Origin of the sequence: Salinicola sp. MIT1003 (genome assembly GCF_001858555.1) — a bacterium.
GTDB classification, from domain to species: domain Bacteria; phylum Pseudomonadota; class Gammaproteobacteria; order Pseudomonadales; family Halomonadaceae; genus Salinicola; species Salinicola salarius.
Map to the genome: position 1 here is coordinate 35,712 of NZ_MCAP01000012.1, position 16,583 is coordinate 52,294.

The 16,583-nt window shown below is 62.1% G+C and carries 19 protein-coding genes, 1 tRNA gene and 1 riboswitch; of the genes, 10 read left to right on the forward strand and 10 right to left on the reverse strand.

The genetic code is table 11. The features are described from left to right. Positions 1-4: 4 nt before the first annotated feature. Positions 5-676 (reverse strand): Bax inhibitor-1/YccA family protein, encoded by a 672-nt coding sequence (locus tag BC443_RS07425; protein ID WP_071231216.1) that lies wholly within the window; start codon positions 674-676, stop codon positions 5-7. A 164-nt stretch (positions 677-840) separates the two neighbouring features. Here BC443_RS07425 and BC443_RS07430 point away from each other — a divergent pair. The 4 genes from BC443_RS07430 to BC443_RS07450 all read left to right on the forward strand — a co-directional run bounded on the left by BC443_RS07430 (position 841) and on the right by BC443_RS07450 (position 2,764). Continuing rightward, positions 841-931: transfer RNA gene (locus BC443_RS07430), tRNA-Ser, on the forward strand. 377 nt (positions 932-1,308) lie between these two features. Then, complete coding sequence (locus tag BC443_RS07435; RefSeq protein ID WP_139284268.1) at positions 1,309-1,560, forward strand: hypothetical protein; 252 nt, start codon at positions 1,309-1,311, stop codon at positions 1,558-1,560. 518 nt (positions 1,561-2,078) lie between these two features. Next, a complete protein-coding gene (locus tag BC443_RS07445) occupies positions 2,079-2,381 on the forward strand; it encodes a hypothetical protein (protein ID WP_071231219.1) in 303 nt (100 codons plus the stop codon). A 167-nt stretch (positions 2,382-2,548) separates the two neighbouring features. Further along, entirely contained in the window at positions 2,549-2,764 is a 216-nt protein-coding gene (locus tag BC443_RS07450; protein ID WP_139284269.1) for a hypothetical protein, read from the forward strand. A gap of 107 nt (positions 2,765-2,871) precedes the next feature. On the opposite strand, the gene BC443_RS07455 is transcribed toward BC443_RS07450, so the two are convergent. Together BC443_RS07455 and BC443_RS07460 are read right to left on the reverse strand one after the other, a co-directional pair. Then, positions 2,872-4,581: a potassium/proton antiporter gene (locus tag BC443_RS07455; protein WP_071231221.1), complete on the reverse strand. Its 1,710-nt coding sequence runs from the start codon at positions 4,579-4,581 to the stop codon at positions 2,872-2,874. 132 nt (positions 4,582-4,713) lie between these two features. Then, positions 4,714-5,574, reverse strand: coding sequence for a hypothetical protein (locus tag BC443_RS07460; RefSeq protein ID WP_071231222.1), 861 nt, complete (start codon positions 5,572-5,574; stop codon positions 4,714-4,716). Between the two features lie 75 nt (positions 5,575-5,649). Beyond that, positions 5,650-5,753, forward strand: a riboswitch (TPP riboswitch). Between the two features lie 42 nt (positions 5,754-5,795). Between BC443_RS07460 and BC443_RS07465 the strand changes: the two genes are divergently transcribed. The 4 genes from BC443_RS07465 (at position 5,796) to BC443_RS07480 (ending at position 9,340) form a co-directional block, all read left to right on the forward strand. Continuing rightward, on the forward strand, positions 5,796-6,539 hold the full coding sequence (locus tag BC443_RS07465; protein WP_071231223.1) for an ABC transporter ATP-binding protein: 744 nt from the start codon (positions 5,796-5,798) through the stop codon (positions 6,537-6,539). Continuing rightward, positions 6,532-7,308, forward strand: coding sequence for an ABC transporter permease (locus BC443_RS07470; protein ID WP_071231224.1), 777 nt, complete (start codon positions 6,532-6,534; stop codon positions 7,306-7,308). Before BC443_RS07465 ends, BC443_RS07470 begins: the two co-directional genes overlap by 8 nt. 85 nt (positions 7,309-7,393) lie before the next feature. Beyond that, entirely contained in the window at positions 7,394-8,416 is a 1,023-nt protein-coding gene (locus tag BC443_RS07475; protein WP_247643241.1) for an ABC transporter substrate-binding protein, read from the forward strand. A 24-nt stretch (positions 8,417-8,440) separates the two neighbouring features. Next, a complete protein-coding gene (locus tag BC443_RS07480) occupies positions 8,441-9,340 on the forward strand; it encodes a hypothetical protein (RefSeq protein WP_071231225.1) in 900 nt (299 codons plus the stop codon). A 117-nt stretch (positions 9,341-9,457) separates the two neighbouring features. Here BC443_RS07480 and BC443_RS07485 read toward each other — a convergent pair whose 3' ends face one another. Together BC443_RS07485 and BC443_RS07490 are read right to left on the reverse strand one after the other, a co-directional pair. Beyond that, entirely contained in the window at positions 9,458-10,249 is a 792-nt protein-coding gene (locus tag BC443_RS07485) for an alpha/beta fold hydrolase (protein WP_071231226.1), read from the reverse strand. A gap of 141 nt (positions 10,250-10,390) precedes the next feature. Further along, positions 10,391-11,071 (reverse strand): 7-cyano-7-deazaguanine/7-aminomethyl-7-deazaguanine transporter, encoded by a 681-nt coding sequence (locus BC443_RS07490; protein ID WP_071231227.1) that lies wholly within the window; start codon positions 11,069-11,071, stop codon positions 10,391-10,393. Between the two features lie 270 nt (positions 11,072-11,341). Between BC443_RS07490 and BC443_RS07495 the strand changes: the two genes are divergently transcribed. Continuing rightward, positions 11,342-11,644, forward strand: coding sequence for a metalloregulator ArsR/SmtB family transcription factor (locus BC443_RS07495; protein WP_071231228.1), 303 nt, complete (start codon positions 11,342-11,344; stop codon positions 11,642-11,644). 45 nt (positions 11,645-11,689) lie between these two features. Here BC443_RS07495 and sohB read toward each other — a convergent pair whose 3' ends face one another. Further along, a complete protein-coding gene (sohB, locus tag BC443_RS07500; protein ID WP_071231229.1) occupies positions 11,690-12,730 on the reverse strand; it encodes a protease SohB in 1,041 nt (346 codons plus the stop codon). 238 nt (positions 12,731-12,968) lie between these two features. On the opposite strand from sohB, the gene BC443_RS18795 reads away from it, so the two are divergent. Further along, entirely contained in the window at positions 12,969-13,289 is a 321-nt protein-coding gene (locus tag BC443_RS18795) for an SCP2 sterol-binding domain-containing protein (protein WP_071231230.1), read from the forward strand. Between the two features lie 10 nt (positions 13,290-13,299). Here the strand turns inward: BC443_RS18795 and nudC are convergent, their stop codons facing one another. The 4 genes from nudC to BC443_RS07525 all read right to left on the reverse strand — a co-directional run bounded on the left by nudC (position 13,300) and on the right by BC443_RS07525 (position 16,446). Further along, positions 13,300-14,070, reverse strand: coding sequence for an NAD(+) diphosphatase (nudC, locus tag BC443_RS07510; protein WP_071231231.1), 771 nt, complete (start codon positions 14,068-14,070; stop codon positions 13,300-13,302). Next, positions 14,070-14,819, reverse strand: coding sequence for a DNA polymerase III subunit epsilon (gene dnaQ, locus BC443_RS07515; protein ID WP_071231232.1), 750 nt, complete (start codon positions 14,817-14,819; stop codon positions 14,070-14,072). The genes nudC and dnaQ overlap by 1 nt, the downstream gene beginning before the upstream one ends. Before the next feature lie 93 nt (positions 14,820-14,912). Next, positions 14,913-15,371, reverse strand: a complete 459-nt coding sequence (gene rnhA / locus BC443_RS07520; protein WP_071231233.1) for a ribonuclease HI — start codon at positions 15,369-15,371, stop codon at positions 14,913-14,915. Positions 15,372-15,564: 193 nt separating this feature from the next. After that, a complete protein-coding gene (locus BC443_RS07525; RefSeq protein ID WP_071231234.1) occupies positions 15,565-16,446 on the reverse strand; it encodes a methyltransferase domain-containing protein in 882 nt (293 codons plus the stop codon). Positions 16,447-16,583: the final 137 nt, after the last annotated feature.

Consider the following 16,583-nt stretch of genomic DNA (forward strand, 5'->3'; position numbering starts at 1 on the left):
ACGCTCAGTCGCGAGACATCACGCCCAGGATCGACAGCAGGCTGATGAACAGATTATAGATCGACACATACAGCGTGATGGTCGCGAGAATGTAGTTCGTCTCGCCCGCGCGATTCACGATCTCGCTGGTCTGGTACAGGATCGCCGCCGAGGAAAACAGCACGAAGCCGGCAGATACCGCCAGCGCCAGCCCCGGGATGTTGAAGATCATCGCCGCAACCATGGCCAGTACCAGCACGATGGCGCCTGCCATCATGAAGTTGCCCAGGAAGCTGAAATCCTTGCGCGTGATCAGTGCAACGGCTGACAGACCCAGGAACGTGGCCGCGGTCATGCCCAAGGCGGTCATCACCAGTTGCGCGCCGTTGGGGATCGACAGGTAGAGGTCGATGATCGGCCCCAGCGTGAACCCCATGAACCCGGTAAAGGCAAATATTGCCGCAATGCCCGCGCCGGAGTTGGCCGTCTTGTGAACCAGGAACATCAGGCCATAGGCACCGATGAAGAATACGAAGACGTTGAGCTGCGTGACACCCATGGCCACGGCCGCGCCGGCGGTCACGGCAGAGAATAGCAGAGTCATGGCCAGCAACATGTAGGTGTTACGCAACACCTTGTTGGTGCTGACCGCGCTCGATCGACGATCGGCGATGTCGTGCGATGTTCGAAAATCCATTGTAGTCCCCTCAGTTCTGTTGAAACTCACCCATAGACCAGAATGCCCTTGCAAAGTTCCCCTGACAAGCGCTATGGAAGCCCCCGGAGAAGAAATAACTTATTGAAAGCTAAAGAACCTATTGACGTCCTCGACCGAGCTGGTAGTATGCCTCGCCGTAAGCCGGAGGGATGGCAGAGCGGTTGAATGCACCGGTCTTGAAAACCGGCGTAGGTTAATAGCCTACCCAGGGTTCGAATCCCTGTCCCTCCGCCACTTTTTCGAGAAAGGTCAGCTACTTAGCTGGCCTTTTTTCGTTTCTGGACTGTTCATTCCATTTCTCTTCTGACTACTGCCACTGAACATACAATGTGTTCCATCTTCATGTCATTGAAGACACCCAGGCAGGCCAGGCTCTCATTCAACATTGCTTGTAGATCGAGTTCCTCAGGCTTCACTAATCTCGCCCAGCCAAAACGCCAGCCCGTGCTAGAGAGCGACCCTCAAAACTGTCATAGTGGGTAGCACTTCACCAGAAGACAGGTATCGTTTTGAATTCCATAAAAAATATTCTCATTGCCGGGGCGCTGGGCGCCATCATCGGGTCAACCCAGGCGTCTGCGGCCGACTTCGAATGCTCGGCAGATAGCTTGATGAAACATGTCGGCGAGCAGACGCAGCAGATCGAGGCGTTCATCGCCAGCAGTGACGACCCCCAGCAGACCCAGCAGGAACTGGCGAGCATGGCGAGGGGCTTGCGCGAGAATGGTCGGGTTTCCAACCATGACGAGGAGATGAAGAAGCTGGCGAGCGGCGCCGATTTCCAGCCGTCCCAGTCGTTCTGCGATGATATGCAGACCACCATGTCCGCCATCCAGTCGTACATGGAGAGCCATCCGCACTGAGTTCGCTTTCAGCACCGGAGACCGTGCGGGCTTGGTTCGATATGGCGGTGCAAGGCGTCTACCCGCTCGGTTCGGTTGAGCGTTCCGTTTGTGTTCGCCTCTCTCCTGACCGATACTGTATGTATGAACAGTCATCTCGGAGCGTTCGATGGTCATCCTCTTCCCAACGCCTGAAGCCAGACTCGTACGCCGGGCGGAAAAGCTCATCTCTGTGGCACACGCCAATCGTCGTCATCAGGTGACGATTAGCCGAGGGGACGGAGAGCCTGTCGACGCCTGGGAACGGCTAGTCGAGCAGTTCGAAGACAGTGATAGCATCCGTGTCATTCACATCACCCTCCATGACGTATTGCTCAACTGGTGCTCGCCCACCTCGGGCCTCGCTTCGTGATTCAGATCGCCGAAAGTGTCTGCGCGGGATCGAAGCAGAGATATCCTTCACCCGCTTTTTTTGATTGATGGTGCGGATAGGGGGGCGGACGGTGCTACCCTGCGACTAGTCTCTAATGATGTTGCCAATGCACCGCGCGTTAATCTTCTTTGTCGTTTTTCTTCTATTGGCAGGCTGCGTGTCGGCGACGCCGCGGCTGACAGCCACGAATTTCCTGCGGGACAGCAATACCTGCGAGCGTCAGACGCACCAGATCGCTGGCGAACGTGAATATCAGCTATGCATGGCGCGCCTGGGTTGGCCGGACCCCCAGAGGCAAATGGCACTGGAACTGGCTGACGATAGCCGCAACGATCAAGGTAGTGGCTTCATCGACGAAGCGATCAATGGCCTTCAGTTCGGTTTGCAGTGGGATCTGGATCCGGATTGAACTTCGCGGCCCTCGTGGACTCACAAGCACTCGCCCAGCCGCCGCGCTCCACTTCGCTCGAGGCGCCTCCCATAGCATGAAGCGCCTCACCCGGCCGATGGATTCGCTGTACAACGCCGGCGTCTCAACTAACCTGAAAATCGATGTCTTTCCTGGAGGATTCCATCATGGCAGAACCGTTCGTCGAGATCAGAAAGACACATCTACCCGGCAACCCCCAACAGGTCAGCTATGAGGTCTACGATGGCGACACGGGTGGCAGCCTGGGGCATTTTCCGGAAGCCGCCCAGGCACAGAAGCGAGCCGACAGCATGAACAGCATGACGTCTCGGGAGACTGGCAAGCGGCTGGACCACCCCACCGACGATGCAGACGTCGAGTAATACGCTTTTTCGACTACACAACTACACAGACACCAGACGCCGCTACGGGGCCATTAATGCAGCCCCCGTAGCCTTGTTTCAGAAGCGAAGCCCAGCCGCTTCGACGATCAATGATAGAGACGTAGACCCACTCGCGTGACGCGATTCCCTTCCATCTCGCTGACGACCCAGTGAAATCCATGCCAGTCGACGTCGTCCCCGACCACGGGATGGCCGCCGACGCGCAGCGCCACGAACTCCCCTAGTGTCATCTCCTGCTCTCCGGGACTCAGCGTCAAACCGTAGGCGTTGGCCACTTCCTGCATCAGGGCCTCGCCATCCAGCGTGAAGGTACCGAAGAACGCACGCTCCCGCTTGAGCTTGGCCTCGCCGTTGAACAGCCGGTTGAGCGATGGCAGATCGCCGGTCCGCCCGATCAGACAAATCACGTCACTCAGCCGCAAGCGCGTACTCCCCTTGGGGTGCAGCATGGCGTGCTGGCGAAAGATCGCCGAGATCAGCGTACCGGATGGCAGGCGCAGCAGGCGAATCGGCACGTCATCGAGGGATTCATTCTCGACCTTGTAGACGAACATCTCGTAGTCGTTCTCCGGCAGCACGCCCAGTTGCCCGCGTCGATCGGGCGTCGTGGTTTCCGGCAGCACCACCCGCATCCAGCGGGCGACCCGCGCCAGTGTCGAGCCCTGCAGCAGCAGCGAGATCAGGACGACGAAGAACGCCACGTTGAAATAGAGCGTGGCGTTCTCGACACCGCTGATGACCGGGAAGATCGCCAGCACGATGGGAACGGCCCCGCGCAGCCCGACCCAGGAAATGAAACCGATCTCTCGCCACCGGAAATTGAAGAACGGCACCAGCGAAGCCACCACCGCGACGGGACGTGCCAGCACGATCAACGCCACGGCCAGGATGGCGCTCGGTATCGCGTAATCGATCATCTCCGACGGCGTGACCAGCAGACCCAGCACCAGGAACAACCCGATCTGGCTCAGCCAGGCCAGCCCGTCGTGGACGGGAAGAATGTGCGTGAGATGGCGACCGGGCTGGTTGCCGATCATCAGACCGGTGAGATAGATGGCCAGGAAGCCGCTGCCGCCAGCAGCGCTGGTGGCGCCGAAAATGCAGAACCCCAGCGCGAGCGCCAACAGCGAATAGAGCCCCGGTGCCAGATCCAGATAACGCAGCAGCTTGGCCGATACCCAGCCGCCGCCCAACCCGACGGCAAGCCCCAGCCCGAACTGCAGGAAGAAGCGCATCAGCGTCTCCCATACACCTCCGACGGCACCGGTCAGCAATTCGGCGAGAGTGATGGTGAGAAAGATCGCCATCGGATCGTTGGTACCGGATTCGATCTCGAGCGTTGCCCCCACGCGCTCGTTGAGATTGACGCCCTGCCCCTTGAGCATGGAGAAGACCGCTGCGGCGTCCGTCGAGCCGACGATCGCCCCCACCAGCAAGCCTTCGGTAAGCGTCAGATCCATTAGCCACATGGCCAGCAGGCCCAGAATACCGCTGGTCAGGAAGACCCCGATGGTGGCCAGCGACAGTGCCGGCCTGAGCCCCACGCGGAAGGTCCGGAAGCGCGTGCGAAGGCCGCCGTCGAGCAGAATCATCGCCAGCGCCAGGTGGCCGATCAGAAACGCCTGAGAGTAATCATCGAACTGCAGGCCGAGCACGCCTTCCTCGCCGGCGAGCATACCCAGGCCCAGAAAGAGAACGAGCAGCGGTACGCCGATCCGGGACGACACCCGGCTGGCCAGAATACTGAGGGCTATCAGCGCCCCACACACAAGAAACAGGCTATTGATCGAGTCCAATTATCAGCCATCGGTTATGAGTTGGGATGATCCAGGGTCTGTTGCCGTTTCGGCGCGGCCGTGCATGAAACGGCAACAGACCCTAGTATGCCATGCAGGCGAAGTCTTGCGTGGTCGAAAATTGCTGCAAATTTAATCTTTTAGCCAGTGCGGATGACCACTTACCTGATCCCCGGCACCTTCTCCATGCAGCGCCAGCAGCACCGCCAGCGCACGCATTCCGGGGCGATAGTCGGTGAGATCCGGTATCGGATGACGGCGACCATAAGCGGCGATGAAGGCATCGCGGTGGCCGGCGTTTTCCAGCAGCAGTTCTAGCAGGCAGAGATCCAGCTCCAGCGGCGCCCACACCAGCGCTTCCCAGTCGCTCCATAGCCAGTCCGTCGCGCCTTCGAGAAATTGATCGCTGCGCAGATCCGGCAGGCACCAGACGCTCTTCGCGGGCTGCGGCCAGCTCGGCATGTGGCCTATCCAGTCGCGCCGGGGATGGTTCTCCACGAAAGCGCGAGCACGCTCCGGCCAACTCGACAACGGCGAGATGTCACCAACTGGGTGACCAAACCCCGGCTGTGCCTCCTGGTGCAGTAGCCCCAGTTGATCGCCGAGTCGCGCGGCCAGCGCCTCGCTCATTACAGGCGGGGCGGCATGACGCCATGGCAGGCTCCAGAGCGGCGCCTGCTGCAGCCGGTCGAGGAACGTCATCGGCAGCGGCGCCATCGGCAAATGGGGCGGCAGCCATCCCGGCACGCGGGTCAGCGCCTCGGGAACTTGCCAACGGTCGAATCCGAACAGCTGCTGGATACCCCACCAGAAACCGTCGTTTGCGGGCGATCTTCTCGCCAACTTCAGCAACTGCGGGGAAAGCTCTTCGCTGCGCCACAGCCAGTTGGCGCTGTCCGGCCAGCGTAGCGCCAACGGCGTCAGCGACTTGCCCGTCAGCGCCGCCATGCGTCGTGTCAGCTCGTCATCCGCGCGGATCGGAACGTCTCGCATCGTCAATGCACTTCGTCCTTGTGTCGGCCCGATCATCACCGGTGGGCAGGCGGTGATGGTCGGCGTACAATCGCAGGCACTGGATAGGGGTGCCCATGCGACGGGCTGAGAGTGCGGTATGCACAACCCTTGAACCTGAACCGGCTAATACCGGCGGAGGAAATGCCAGCAGTTCTCGCATGACTTCGCCCGATTGCCCTACTACATACGCGGAAGTTGTCATGCCACCACCCGGACTCGTCGTCCGCCAGGCCTCGCTGACGTTCGGCGATCGCCCGCTGTTTCACGGGCTTCAGGCCCGGTTCGACGCGGGCAGCTGGACTTGCCTGCTCGGTCGCAGCGGCAGCGGCAAAAGTTCGTTGCTGCGCATGATCGCCAGCCTGAGACTACCTGACAACCATCATCTCGATCTCGATACCAGCGACGGCACGCCGCTGGCGGGCCGTCTCGCCTGGATGGCGCAGCAGGATCTTCTCGTTCCCTGGCAGCGCGTGGTGGGTAACGTGATGCTGGGTGCGCATTGGCGAGGGCGACCCACGCCCGAGGATCGACAGCGTGCCGGGCGTCTGCTGGACCAGGTCGGTCTTACCGACAAGGCCGGCCAGTGGCCGGACGAACTCTCCGGCGGGCAACGCCAACGCGTCGCCCTTGCCCGTACACTGTTCGAGGATGCCAGTGTCGTCCTGATGGACGAGCCCTTCTCCGCGGTCGACGCCATTACCCGGCTGGAACTGCATGACCTTGCCAGCCGGCTCCTGGCCGACCGCACGGTGATCATGGTGACGCACGACCCCCTCGAGGCGCTGCGTCTGGCCGATCGAATCCTGATCCTGCAGGGCGAGCCCGCCCGCCTGGTATCAATACCCGTGCCCGAAGGTGCTCGCCCGCGCCCGCTCGACAATGTCGACCTGCAGCGTCGTCAGGCCGAGCTCGTCACTCGGCTGCAGGAGTCGGCACATGCTTGAGAAGATTGCACCGGGCCGACTCGTTCGCCCCGTGGGGGCGCTCGTCGTCCTTGTTGCCATCTGGCAGTTGGTACTGATGCTGACCGGCGTGCCACGCTACATCCTGCCCTCGCCGACGGCCGTCGGTAGCGCGCTGATCGAACAGCGCGCGTTGCTTGCTCATCATGCCGGCATCACCGCCATCGAGATAGTGGCCGGGCTGATCGGCGGCATCCTGCTGGGGCTGGCAACGGCGCTGGCGCTGGCTCGCTTCCGCGCCCTGCGCCGCACGCTACTGCCCCTATTGCTGATCAGTCAGGCCATCCCGCTGTTCGCGCTGGCGCCAATCCTGATGCTGTGGCTCGGTTACGGCCTGGGCCCGAAGATTCTGATGGCCATGGTCATCATCTACTTTCCGGTCGCGTCGACCGGCTACGACGGGCTGCGGCAGACACCACAAGGCTGGCTCGATCTGGCCCGCACCTTCGGGCTGAGCCGGCGCCAGCAGCTGCTGAAGGTGCAACTGCCGGCCGCCCTGCCGTCGCTCGCTTCCGGGCTGCGGATGGCAGCCAGCGCGGCGCCGATCGGCGCGGTGATCGGTGAGTGGGTCGGCTCCAGCCAGGGGCTGGGCTACTTGATGCTCAATGCCAATGCACGGTTGCAGATCGACCTGATGTTTGCCGCTCTGGTCGTGCTCGTGGCGTTTGCCGTCCTGCTCTACTTCGGCGTCGATGCGGCATTGAGGCTGTCGATGCCCTGGCACCGGGATCGTGTGGAGTCCGGATCCTGAAACGAGATCACACCGGGTCTTTCCAGCGAATCGTATCAACCATGCATGCCTTCATGAATACATCAAAATGACAGGGGAACAAGCAATGGCAACCCAACGTGCAACCCAACGATCGACACTGTGGCGGCGCGGACTGGCGATGAGCCTGGCGCTGCTGGGCCTGATCCTGGCGACGCCGATCTTGGCGCAGGAAGACGAAGATGCCTTGGCGCCGCCACAGATGATTCCGCTGAGCGTGATGCTCGACTGGTACGTCAATCCGGTTCACGCGCCGATCGTCATCGCCAAGCAGCGCGGGCTGTTCGAGAAACGCGGACTGGATGTCGACATTCAGGCCCCGGCCGATCCCAGCGTCCCGCCCAAGCTGGTCGCCGCCGGGCGGATCGATCTTGCGGTCAGCTATCAGCCGCAGCTGCATTTGCAGGTAGATCAGGGGCTTCCGGTCGTTCGCGTCGGCACACTGATCGCGACGCCGTTGAACGCGTTGCTGGTACGCGCGGATAGCGGTATCGAAGACCTTTCCCAGCTCGCCGGGAAGAAGGTCGGATACTCAGTCGGCGGCGTCGAAGAGGTTCTGCTGTCGGCCATGCTCGAGAACAGCGGCCTGAGCCTGGACGACGTCGACATGGTCAACGTCAATTTTTCGCTGACGCCGGCGCTGATCAGCGAAAAGGTCGACGCCGTCACCGGTGCCTTCCGTAACTTCGAGCCGGCGCAGATGAAACAGGAAGGGGTCGAAGGCAAGGCGTTCTATATCGAGGAACAGGGCGTGCCCACCTACGACGAACTGATCTTCGTCGCCAATCGCGAGACGCTGGACCAGCACCGCGAAGCCGACCGACGCTTCATGGACGCCATCGGCGAGGCGACATCCTGGATCATCAATCATCCGGACGACGCATGGCAGAGTTTCATCGCCTACGATCCGGCGCTGGATACGCCGCTCAACGCGGCCGCCTGGAAAGCCACACTGCCCCGCTTCGCCTTGCGTCCGGCGGCACTCGACAGTAAACGCTACCGCGATTTCGAGGCGTTTTTGCTCGAACGAGGCCAGGTCAAGGCCCAGAGCCCGGTCTCCCGCCTCGCGGTGGATCTCAACGCACCCTAGCGAAAGATCGTCTAGATTGGTGATATGAGTTCAATATCATCGCGTTATGACGCACTGCATTACGACCCGCGGCAGGATCCGACCCAGGCGCTGCCGAGCACGACCGTCGACGAACTGGGGGCGTTGCCGGCGCGACCCGGGGTCTACGTCTTCTTCGGTCAGAATGAACTGCCGCTGTACGTCGGCAAGAGCGTCAACGTGCGCAGCCGCGTTCGCAGTCATGTGCAGCAGCCGGTCTCCCGACGCCATGAGCAGATGATGACGCAGACCCGGCGTATCGCGTGGATGAGAACCAGCGGCGATCTTGGCGCCCAGTTGCTGGAGGCCGACCTGATCAAGCGCTGGGTGCCGCTCTACAACCGGCAGCTACGCAAGCGTGTACGCATGGTGAGCTGGAACTGGCCCGACGGCGACGATCGTCCGACGCTCACCGACGGCCAGTGGGTAGTGACGGCTCGGGCACGGTTCTATGGCCTGTTTCGCAATCGCCGCGATGCCCAGCTGACGCTCCGGGACATCGCCAACGACGAATCGCTGTGTCTGCGCGTACTGGGACTGGAAACCGGACAGGGACGCTGCTTCGGCTATCAGATCGGCCGCTGCCTCGGCGCCTGCTGCGGGATGGAAAGCCTGGAAGCGCATACCCAGCGAGCGCGGAATGCCATGGAGAAACTGCGCATCGAGAACTGGCCCTGGCCCGGCCGCGTCGCTTTCAGGGAAAGCGACCGGCAGGGCGAGGTCGGCCTGCACATCGTCGATCACTGGCACTATCAAGGCAGTGTCGAACGACTCGATGATCTGGACACCTTGCCTGACACTCGCGGTTTCGATATCGATACCTATCGTATCCTCAATCGTTTCATCTCGTCCGATGACGCAGGTATCGAGCCGATCCCGATCGATGGCGGAATCGACCCCTTATAACGCCGAGCCGACATGACGTCGAATCGCTACGCTTACCCTTCGGGCCAGCCTTCGGCTGTTACCGCCTACGGTCGTTGCGCCTTGTCTGGCTATCGCTCGTCGATTTTCAGACAGAGCTTAGAAGCCGGTGATGAAGCGATTCACGGCCTCCCGGAACGCCTCCGGCTGTTCGGCGTGCAGCCAGTGACCGGCGCCTTCCAGGGTCTGCCATTCGACGTTGGGCATGACCGCGGCGACCGCGTCGCGATGACGATCCCGCACATAGTGGGAATCACCGCCACGAATCAGCAAGGCCGGACCTTCGAAGGGCTGATCGCCATCGGGCGGTGCGATGATGTCCTCGTACCCCGCGCCGATCTCGTCGAGCCCGACCCGCCAGCGCATGACGCCATCGTCGTCGCGCACCAGATTGGTCGCCAGAAACTGACGCGTGGGCGCGCTCTCGATCTCTTCTTCCATTATCGCCGCGGCTTCGCGACGGGATGTCGGCTGCCCCGTCTCGACCCGACGCATCGCCGCGAAGATCTCGTCGTGGCCGTGCTCGTACGCCACCGGCGCGATGTCGGCGACGATCAGATGCGCCACCCGCGCGGAATGAAGCCGTGCCAGCGTCATCGCGACCTTGCCGCCCATCGAATGCCCCAGCAGGTCGAAGCGTTCGACATCGAGCTCGTCCAGCAACGCGACGACATCGGACGCCATCGCCGCGTATCGCATCCCCTCGACGTGAGGCGAGCGGCCATGATTACGCAGGTCGACGGCGATCACGCGTCGATCGACCTGCCACTGCTTGATGTGGGAGCGCCAGTTGTCGGCGCTACCGAACAGCCCGTGCAGCACGACCAGCGGAATCGCGGTATCGCCGCTCTCCGCGACGCCGGTATCGATACAGTGAAGTTGCAACGTCATCCCTCCTGAAATCCGGTTCGACGGCTCGAGAAGCCGCCAGCTCGGTCAAGGATAACAAAACCCGGGGTTCGGCTCCGCCTCCACGCAGGCGACACCGCCAGCGCCCGATAGACGGCGTTGCGCGGCGACAATCGGCGACGGCTATCCCCGCTGGCGCGACACGCCGGGCAGATTGAATCGATCTCCCTGGGCCAGCAGGCGACGCCCCAGGTAGGCCAGCAGAACGCCGTACAGCGGCAGGAAGAAGATCAGACTGATCGACAGCTTCACCGCGTAGTCGAACCAGGCGATCTCCACCCAGTGCTCACGCATGAACGGATCGGGGCCCTGCCAGAAGGCGATGGCGAAGAACGCGAAGGTATCCGCCAGGTTGCCGAGAATCGTGGAGAGCGTCGGCGCGACCCACCAGGCGCGGAGCCGGCGCAGCCGGTCGAACACGTGAATGTCGAGCAGCTGGCCCAGCACGTAAGCCATGAAACTGGCCAGCGCGATTCGACCGACGAACAGGTTCCACTGGGCCAGCGCCTCCACTCCCTGAAACCGGCCCTGCTGAAACAGCACCGACACGGCATAGGAGATCAATAGCGCGGGCACCATGACCCTGGCGATGATCCTTCTTGCCGGCGCCTTGCCGAACAATCGGACCGTCAGGTCGGTGGCCAGGAAAATGAACGGAAAGCTGAACGCCCCCCAGGTGGTATGGAGCCCCCATAGGGTGAACGGCAGCTGGACCAGATAGTTGCTGGCAGTAATCACCAGCACGTGGAAGCTGACCAGCCACAGCAGGGCGAGTCGGCGTTGTCGATTGTCGAGTGTCAACATGAGAGACCTTTTTCGTTTGCCGTAGCTCTCATTTTCAAAGAGCTATTACCGGAGTTGGCCGAGGGGTTAGGGAACCCTCTGAATGGCGATGGTGGCCGGATGGCTTGAAGCGGGCGCCGATTATAGGGACTCCCGACTGCGATCACCAGCCGCCCGGGAGATACGCGCCAAAAAGCATTGTAACGTTCAGTTACATCACGCTAATATCAGCAATGACTGAACAGCGGGTTCAGTGTAGGCGATCCGCCAACGCGCACGCGGAATTTCACGATGACGACAATGATTACCCCACTCGGCGACCACCAGATCGGTCCTGCCACTGCGACTCTCAAAGCGATCGCCAATGAGAGCCGATTGCGTATTCTTTGCCTGCTGATGCAGGGTGAGCATTCCGTTAGTCAGATCAATAGAGAAATGACGCTGAGCCAATCGGCGCTATCACAGCATCTTGCCGTTCTGCGCCAGGAAGGCCTGGTAACGACCCGCCGCAGCTCGCAGGTGATCTACTACTCGCTCCACGGCGACGTCGCCGAGCGCCTGATCCAGACGCTCGGCAAACTGGATATCGCCTGAGCCGCTTTCGCCCGGCTTGCCTATTGCCGGGCGGTGCCGAGCGGGTCAGCGGCGCTGCCAGCGCAGATCCTCGACCCGCTGGAGAATATGGTCCACGCTTCTTTCCAGACCGCTCTCCATGCCTTTACCCAGTTTGCTTATCAGGCCAGAACGTGATGCCAGCGCCACATTGAGCACGCGTGCCTGCTGGCGCTGCTTTTCCAGCAGATAGGCGTCACTGGTTCCCACTGCATCGATCAGGCCGGCGTCGAGCGCCTCGCTGCCATACCAGATCTCCCCTGTCGCGACGGCCTCGATATCCAGGTTGGGCCGCCGCTGGGCCACGTAATGCTTGAAGAGGTCGTGGGTGGACTCGAGATCCTCGAGAAACTTGGCACGCCCCTCTTCGCTGTTTTCGCCCAGCACCGTCAACGTGCGCTTGTAGCGCCCGGCGGTCAGCAGCTCGACATCCACATCGTGCTTCTTGAGCAGCCGATGGACATTGGGTATCTGCGCCACGACGCCGATCGAGCCGATGACCGCGAACGGGGCGGCAATCACGTGGTTGGCACAACACGCCATCATGTAGCCGCCGCTGGCCGCGACCTTGTCCACGCATACGGTCAGGCGGGCACCAGCATCACGAAGGCGATCCAGCTGCGCCGCGGCGAGGCCGTAGCTGTGCACCAGGCCACCGCCGGACTGCAGACGCAACACGATCTCGTCTCCGCTCCTGATCTCTTCCAGCAGCAGCGATACCAGCTCGGCCAACGCCGGCGTTCCGGAAGCTTTCAGGTCACCCTCGAAATCGAGCACCCAGACACGCTCGGCCTCGCGTTTCGCCTCCTGCTTGTGGGCCAGTTTGGAAGACTTCCGCAACTGCTTGGCCAACTGGCGTCGGCCTGCCTTGGGCACCGCCGCCAGATGCAGCTGACGACGCCGACGCTGAAAACGCTCGTCCAGTTCGACGACTTTCAGCGTCGATCCGGCGCTGCCCTGCCCCTTGCGACGCCCGAGGGCGATCAGCATCAGAATCACACCGAGGGCGATCACCAGTGTCGCCGTCTTGGCGAGAAAGAGACCGTAGTCGGCCAACCATTCGATCACGTCATACTCCTTGTTCTAGCCAGTCATGATCCTGGCCGTTCATCGTTCTAACCATTCACGGCCCGGCCGTTCACTTTCCGTTCAAATTACCGTCGCTGCTGGATCGAGATTCGCAGGGTTCGAAACATTCACCGTTCTCGACAGAGGCATCGAAGAAAATCGCCTTCCCCGCTTCCACCGCTTGCATGGCAATACCGGCGATGATTTGCTTAGCGCTTCTGTTACAGGAGACATCATCATGGATGACGACCAGTTGATCGCCAAACTTCGTGCCCGGTTCGATACCGAGGCTGCCGAGACGGTTTCGGCCGTCTATCAGTTCGATCTCGACGATGTCGACGACTACCACATGACGATCGATCATGGCTCGCTCGACATCCAGCCGGGGCGCCATCCCGAGCCCAGCGTCACCATCTCGAGCGATACCACCACGCTCATGAAGCTGGTGAGAAAGGAACTCAACGCCATGCAGGCGCTGCTGACCGGCAAGGTGAAGGTCAAGGGAGACATCGGCCTTGCCAGCCGGCTCCCCAAGCTGTTCGGAAAATCCACCGTCTGAACCGATACGTTCAGCGTATGGCGACCGCCCCGCGATGTGTCTCGATCAACTGCCGTGAAATCGAATAGGTTGGCGGCAGTTGAGGCAGTTTTTCCGGGGTGAACCAGGCCGCGTCGACGATTTCCTCGCCGTCGATCCGTATTCGACGACTGGCCGCCTCGGCGAAGAACCCCATCATCAACGAATGCGGGAACGGCCAGGACTGGCTCTTGAAGAAACTCACCCGCCCCACCTCGACGCCCACCTCTTCCATCACTTCCCGCCGCACGGCCGCTTCCACCGACTCTCCAGGTTCGATGAAACCCGCCAGCGTCGAGTAGCGCTGCGGTGGAAATCGTGGGCTTCGCGCCAGCAGCATGTCCCTGCCGTGCGTCACCAGCGTGATGATGCAAGGCGAAATACGGGGATAACCGCGCAGGCCGCAGTTGTCGCACTGCATGGCAAACTCGTGGGACAGCCGCCGCGTGGCGTGACCGCAACGGCCGCAGAAGCGATGATCCCGCTCCCACCGTGTCACCTGCAGCGCGGTCGCCAGCAGCTCACTTTCCGAGGCCGACGCCTGTGCCAGCCAGTCGCGAAACGGCGGCCAGTCTTCGCCGTCTGTCTCGACCACCACGGCCACCGGCTCGCCGTGCCAGTATCCCAGCCGCAGCGCCTGTTCAGGCCATCGTTCGCAATAGACGAGCATGCTGCCGGATTCAGCCCGCGCAACCCCGCTCTCGCCCATGCGCAGCAACCAGCCGCCGACGATATCCATCGGCGGTATCTCGCGGTGTAGCATCAGTGTTGGGTCTCCGGCATTTCCAGGGCATCCCATTGGCACTGCCCGGCCGATTGGCGGATTTGCTCGAGCCGCTGCTGGTGAGCCTGCCACTCGGCTTCGCTCGGCTTGAGCACCGCCAGCGGCACGCCGTTTCGTTCGACCCGACGCATGCCGCTGGCAGCGCCGGGCGCGCGGTCATCACCGTCGTCGTTACCGGCGAGCGACAATGCGGTCTGCCCCCCGGTCATGGCCAGGTAGACCTCAGCCAGGATCTCGGAGTCCAACAGCGCCCCGTGCAGTACGCGCTGGCCGTTGTCGATATCGTAACGCTTGCACAGTGCATCGAGACTGTTGCGCTGCCCCGGATGCATCTTCCGAGCCATCTTCAGCGTATCCAGCACGCTGCAATGCTCGGCCACGGGGCCGAGCACCGGCTCGCCACGCACCGCCTTCAGCAGTTTGAACTCGTGATCGAAGAAGCCGACATCGAACGGCGCATTGTGAATGACCAGCTGCGCGCCGCGCATGAATTCCCACAGCTCGTCGGCGATCTGGGCAAACACGGGCTCGTTGGCGACTCGTTCGTTGGTGATGCCGTGGATCTCGACGGCTTCCGCCTCGATATCCCGCTCCGGATTGACGTACTGATGATAGGTGCGCCCGGTAAAACGGCGATTGATCAGTTCGATGCCGCCGATCTCAATGATGCGATGGCCTTCTCGCGGGTCGATACCGGTCGTTTCCGTATCCATGACGATTTGGCGCATACGTTTTCCTCGCTTGTGCCTGGCGGCAGTCATTCGTGTTTTGACGACAGGATCACGACTTCTGGTGTTCGGACCGCTGCATGAAAGACCAGATTATCGTGCCGAAGACCGACGCTTTGCGATGACTTCGTCGATCGCCTCGTTGACCAGCCGATCGGCGGCCTCGTTTCCCTCATGGCCGCTGTGGCCCTTGACCCAGTGCCACTCGATGGCGTGGCGGTGGGTTTCGGCAAGCAGTTCCCGCCAGAGTTCCGCATTCTTGACCGGCTGCTTGGCCGCGGTCTTCCAGCCACGTTTCTGCCAGCCGTGTATCCATTCGGTGATGCCCTTGCGAACGTACTGGGAGTCCGTCCACAGCGCGACGCGACAGGGCCGGTCCAGCGCACGCAGGGCCTGGATCGCCGCCATCAGCTCCATGCGATTGTTGGTGGTTTCGGCCTCGCCGCCCTTCATCGGCTTCTCGTGTCGACCGGAGACCAGCAACGCCCCCCAGCCGCCGGGGCCGGGATTGCCGCGGCAACCTCCGTCGGTATAGATGGTCACGGCGGGCATCGTCGGCGATTCGGAATTCGGAGCTGGCAAGACGTACTCTCTTCTGGTGATAACGCTTCTGGTGATGACACTTCTGGCGATGACGCTTCTGGTCTTCTGGTGATGACGGCTGTCTATGATGTCAGGCGGTCGTGGAGCTCAGGCAGTCGTCTGCGGAGATCTAGCGGGTGCTTCATCCTGGCGCTCGGCATGGTCACGTTTCGACGAGAGACTCACGTTTCGACGAGCGACACGACTCGCCTGCCGTTCCCGGCGCCAGCGGCGCCGCAGCGTCGACCGCCATGCGGCCTGCGGCATGAATCGGCGTGCGATGCGATTTTTGGCAACCGTGATGACCGGTCGGCCGGGTCTCCCTGGCCAGCCCCAGCCAGGCGCCGGACTTGCCGCCACCGAGCACCGGGTCGCGCAACTTGATCGGCTGGACGGGAATACTGCGCCGGCTTGCTACCACCAGATAGGCCGAGGACAGCGGCAGGTTGTAGCGGCGCCCGAGCGTCTCCAGACGGTCGCTGCCCAGCGCGCGGCCGGGTAACCGGAAACCGCAATAGTCTACCCGCTCGATCTCGAAGTCGACAAACGTCAGCCAGTCCCGCAGGCGCGCTGGCGTTCGCCACTGGTGCTGCCACGGCGCGGGGTGATAGCGCCGGCGCAGGCCGGTCGGCCCGAAGGGATGCCAGCCGAATATCACCAGACGACCGTCGCCACGCGTCACGCGAGCCGCTTCCTGCAGAACGTGGTGAGGTTGGTCCACAGCCTCCAGCAGGTGATGCAGCAACACCAGATCGACACTATCGTCGGCGAGCGGCAGGCTGCCGGGCAGGCAGACCAGACAGTTCTCGGTGCGAACGAGTTCGGTGGAAGGCGCCCAATCGAGCGAATGGCGAATCGGACACATGTCGCTCATCAGCGGCGCCATGCCCAGTTGCAGGCTCACCATGCCGCGATGCTGCTCGCAATGCGGCCCGAGACAGGCGCGCTCGGCGCGCCACAACGCCTGTCCGGGCGGCGATGCCCAGAACCGGCGTCCCTGGCGGACGGCTGCCTGCAGGCTTTGATCCGGCGGCGAGATTGACACGGACGGCTTTACTCCCCAAGGTTATCGCTTTTTGGACGGCAGCTCGCCGCTGAACCTGACGGCGTGAAGGCTTGCGGGAACCCGCGCGTGCTGCACGGGGTCAGACCAACGGCTCGACCCTCGATACCCGAATCCAC

What these genes read in the sequence shown, in the direction of transcription:
- rnhA (WP_071231233.1), bottom strand. Translation starts at nt 15,371, where the DNA reads ATGCCCGCCGTGACCATCTATACCGACGGAGGTTGCCGCGGCAATCCC.
- BC443_RS07435 (WP_139284268.1), top strand. Translation starts at nt 1,309, where the DNA reads ATGAAACATGTCGGCGAGCAGACGCAGCAGATCGAGGCGTTCATCGCC.
- BC443_RS07450 (WP_139284269.1), top strand. Translation starts at nt 2,549, where the DNA reads ATGGCAGAACCGTTCGTCGAGATCAGAAAGACACATCTACCCGGCAAC.
- BC443_RS07460 (WP_071231222.1), bottom strand. Translation starts at nt 5,574, where the DNA reads ATGCGAGACGTTCCGATCCGCGCGGATGACGAGCTGACACGACGCATG.
- BC443_RS07480 (WP_071231225.1), top strand. Translation starts at nt 8,441, where the DNA reads ATGAGTTCAATATCATCGCGTTATGACGCACTGCATTACGACCCGCGG.
- BC443_RS07470 (WP_071231224.1), top strand. Translation starts at nt 6,532, where the DNA reads ATGCTTGAGAAGATTGCACCGGGCCGACTCGTTCGCCCCGTGGGGGCG.
- BC443_RS07485 (WP_071231226.1), bottom strand. Translation starts at nt 10,249, where the DNA reads ATGACGTTGCAACTTCACTGTATCGATACCGGCGTCGCGGAGAGCGGC.
- BC443_RS07445 (WP_071231219.1), top strand. Translation starts at nt 2,079, where the DNA reads ATGCACCGCGCGTTAATCTTCTTTGTCGTTTTTCTTCTATTGGCAGGC.
- BC443_RS07425 (WP_071231216.1), bottom strand. Translation starts at nt 676, where the DNA reads ATGGATTTTCGAACATCGCACGACATCGCCGATCGTCGATCGAGCGCG.
- BC443_RS07465 (WP_071231223.1), top strand. Translation starts at nt 5,796, where the DNA reads ATGCCACCACCCGGACTCGTCGTCCGCCAGGCCTCGCTGACGTTCGGC.
- BC443_RS07490 (WP_071231227.1), bottom strand. Translation starts at nt 11,071, where the DNA reads ATGTTGACACTCGACAATCGACAACGCCGACTCGCCCTGCTGTGGCTG.
- BC443_RS07495 (WP_071231228.1), top strand. Translation starts at nt 11,342, where the DNA reads ATGACGACAATGATTACCCCACTCGGCGACCACCAGATCGGTCCTGCC.
- BC443_RS18795 (WP_071231230.1), top strand. Translation starts at nt 12,969, where the DNA reads ATGGATGACGACCAGTTGATCGCCAAACTTCGTGCCCGGTTCGATACC.
- dnaQ (WP_071231232.1), bottom strand. Translation starts at nt 14,819, where the DNA reads ATGCGCCAAATCGTCATGGATACGGAAACGACCGGTATCGACCCGCGA.
- nudC (WP_071231231.1), bottom strand. Translation starts at nt 14,070, where the DNA reads ATGCTACACCGCGAGATACCGCCGATGGATATCGTCGGCGGCTGGTTG.
- BC443_RS07475 (WP_247643241.1), top strand. Translation starts at nt 7,394, where the DNA reads ATGGCAACCCAACGTGCAACCCAACGATCGACACTGTGGCGGCGCGGA.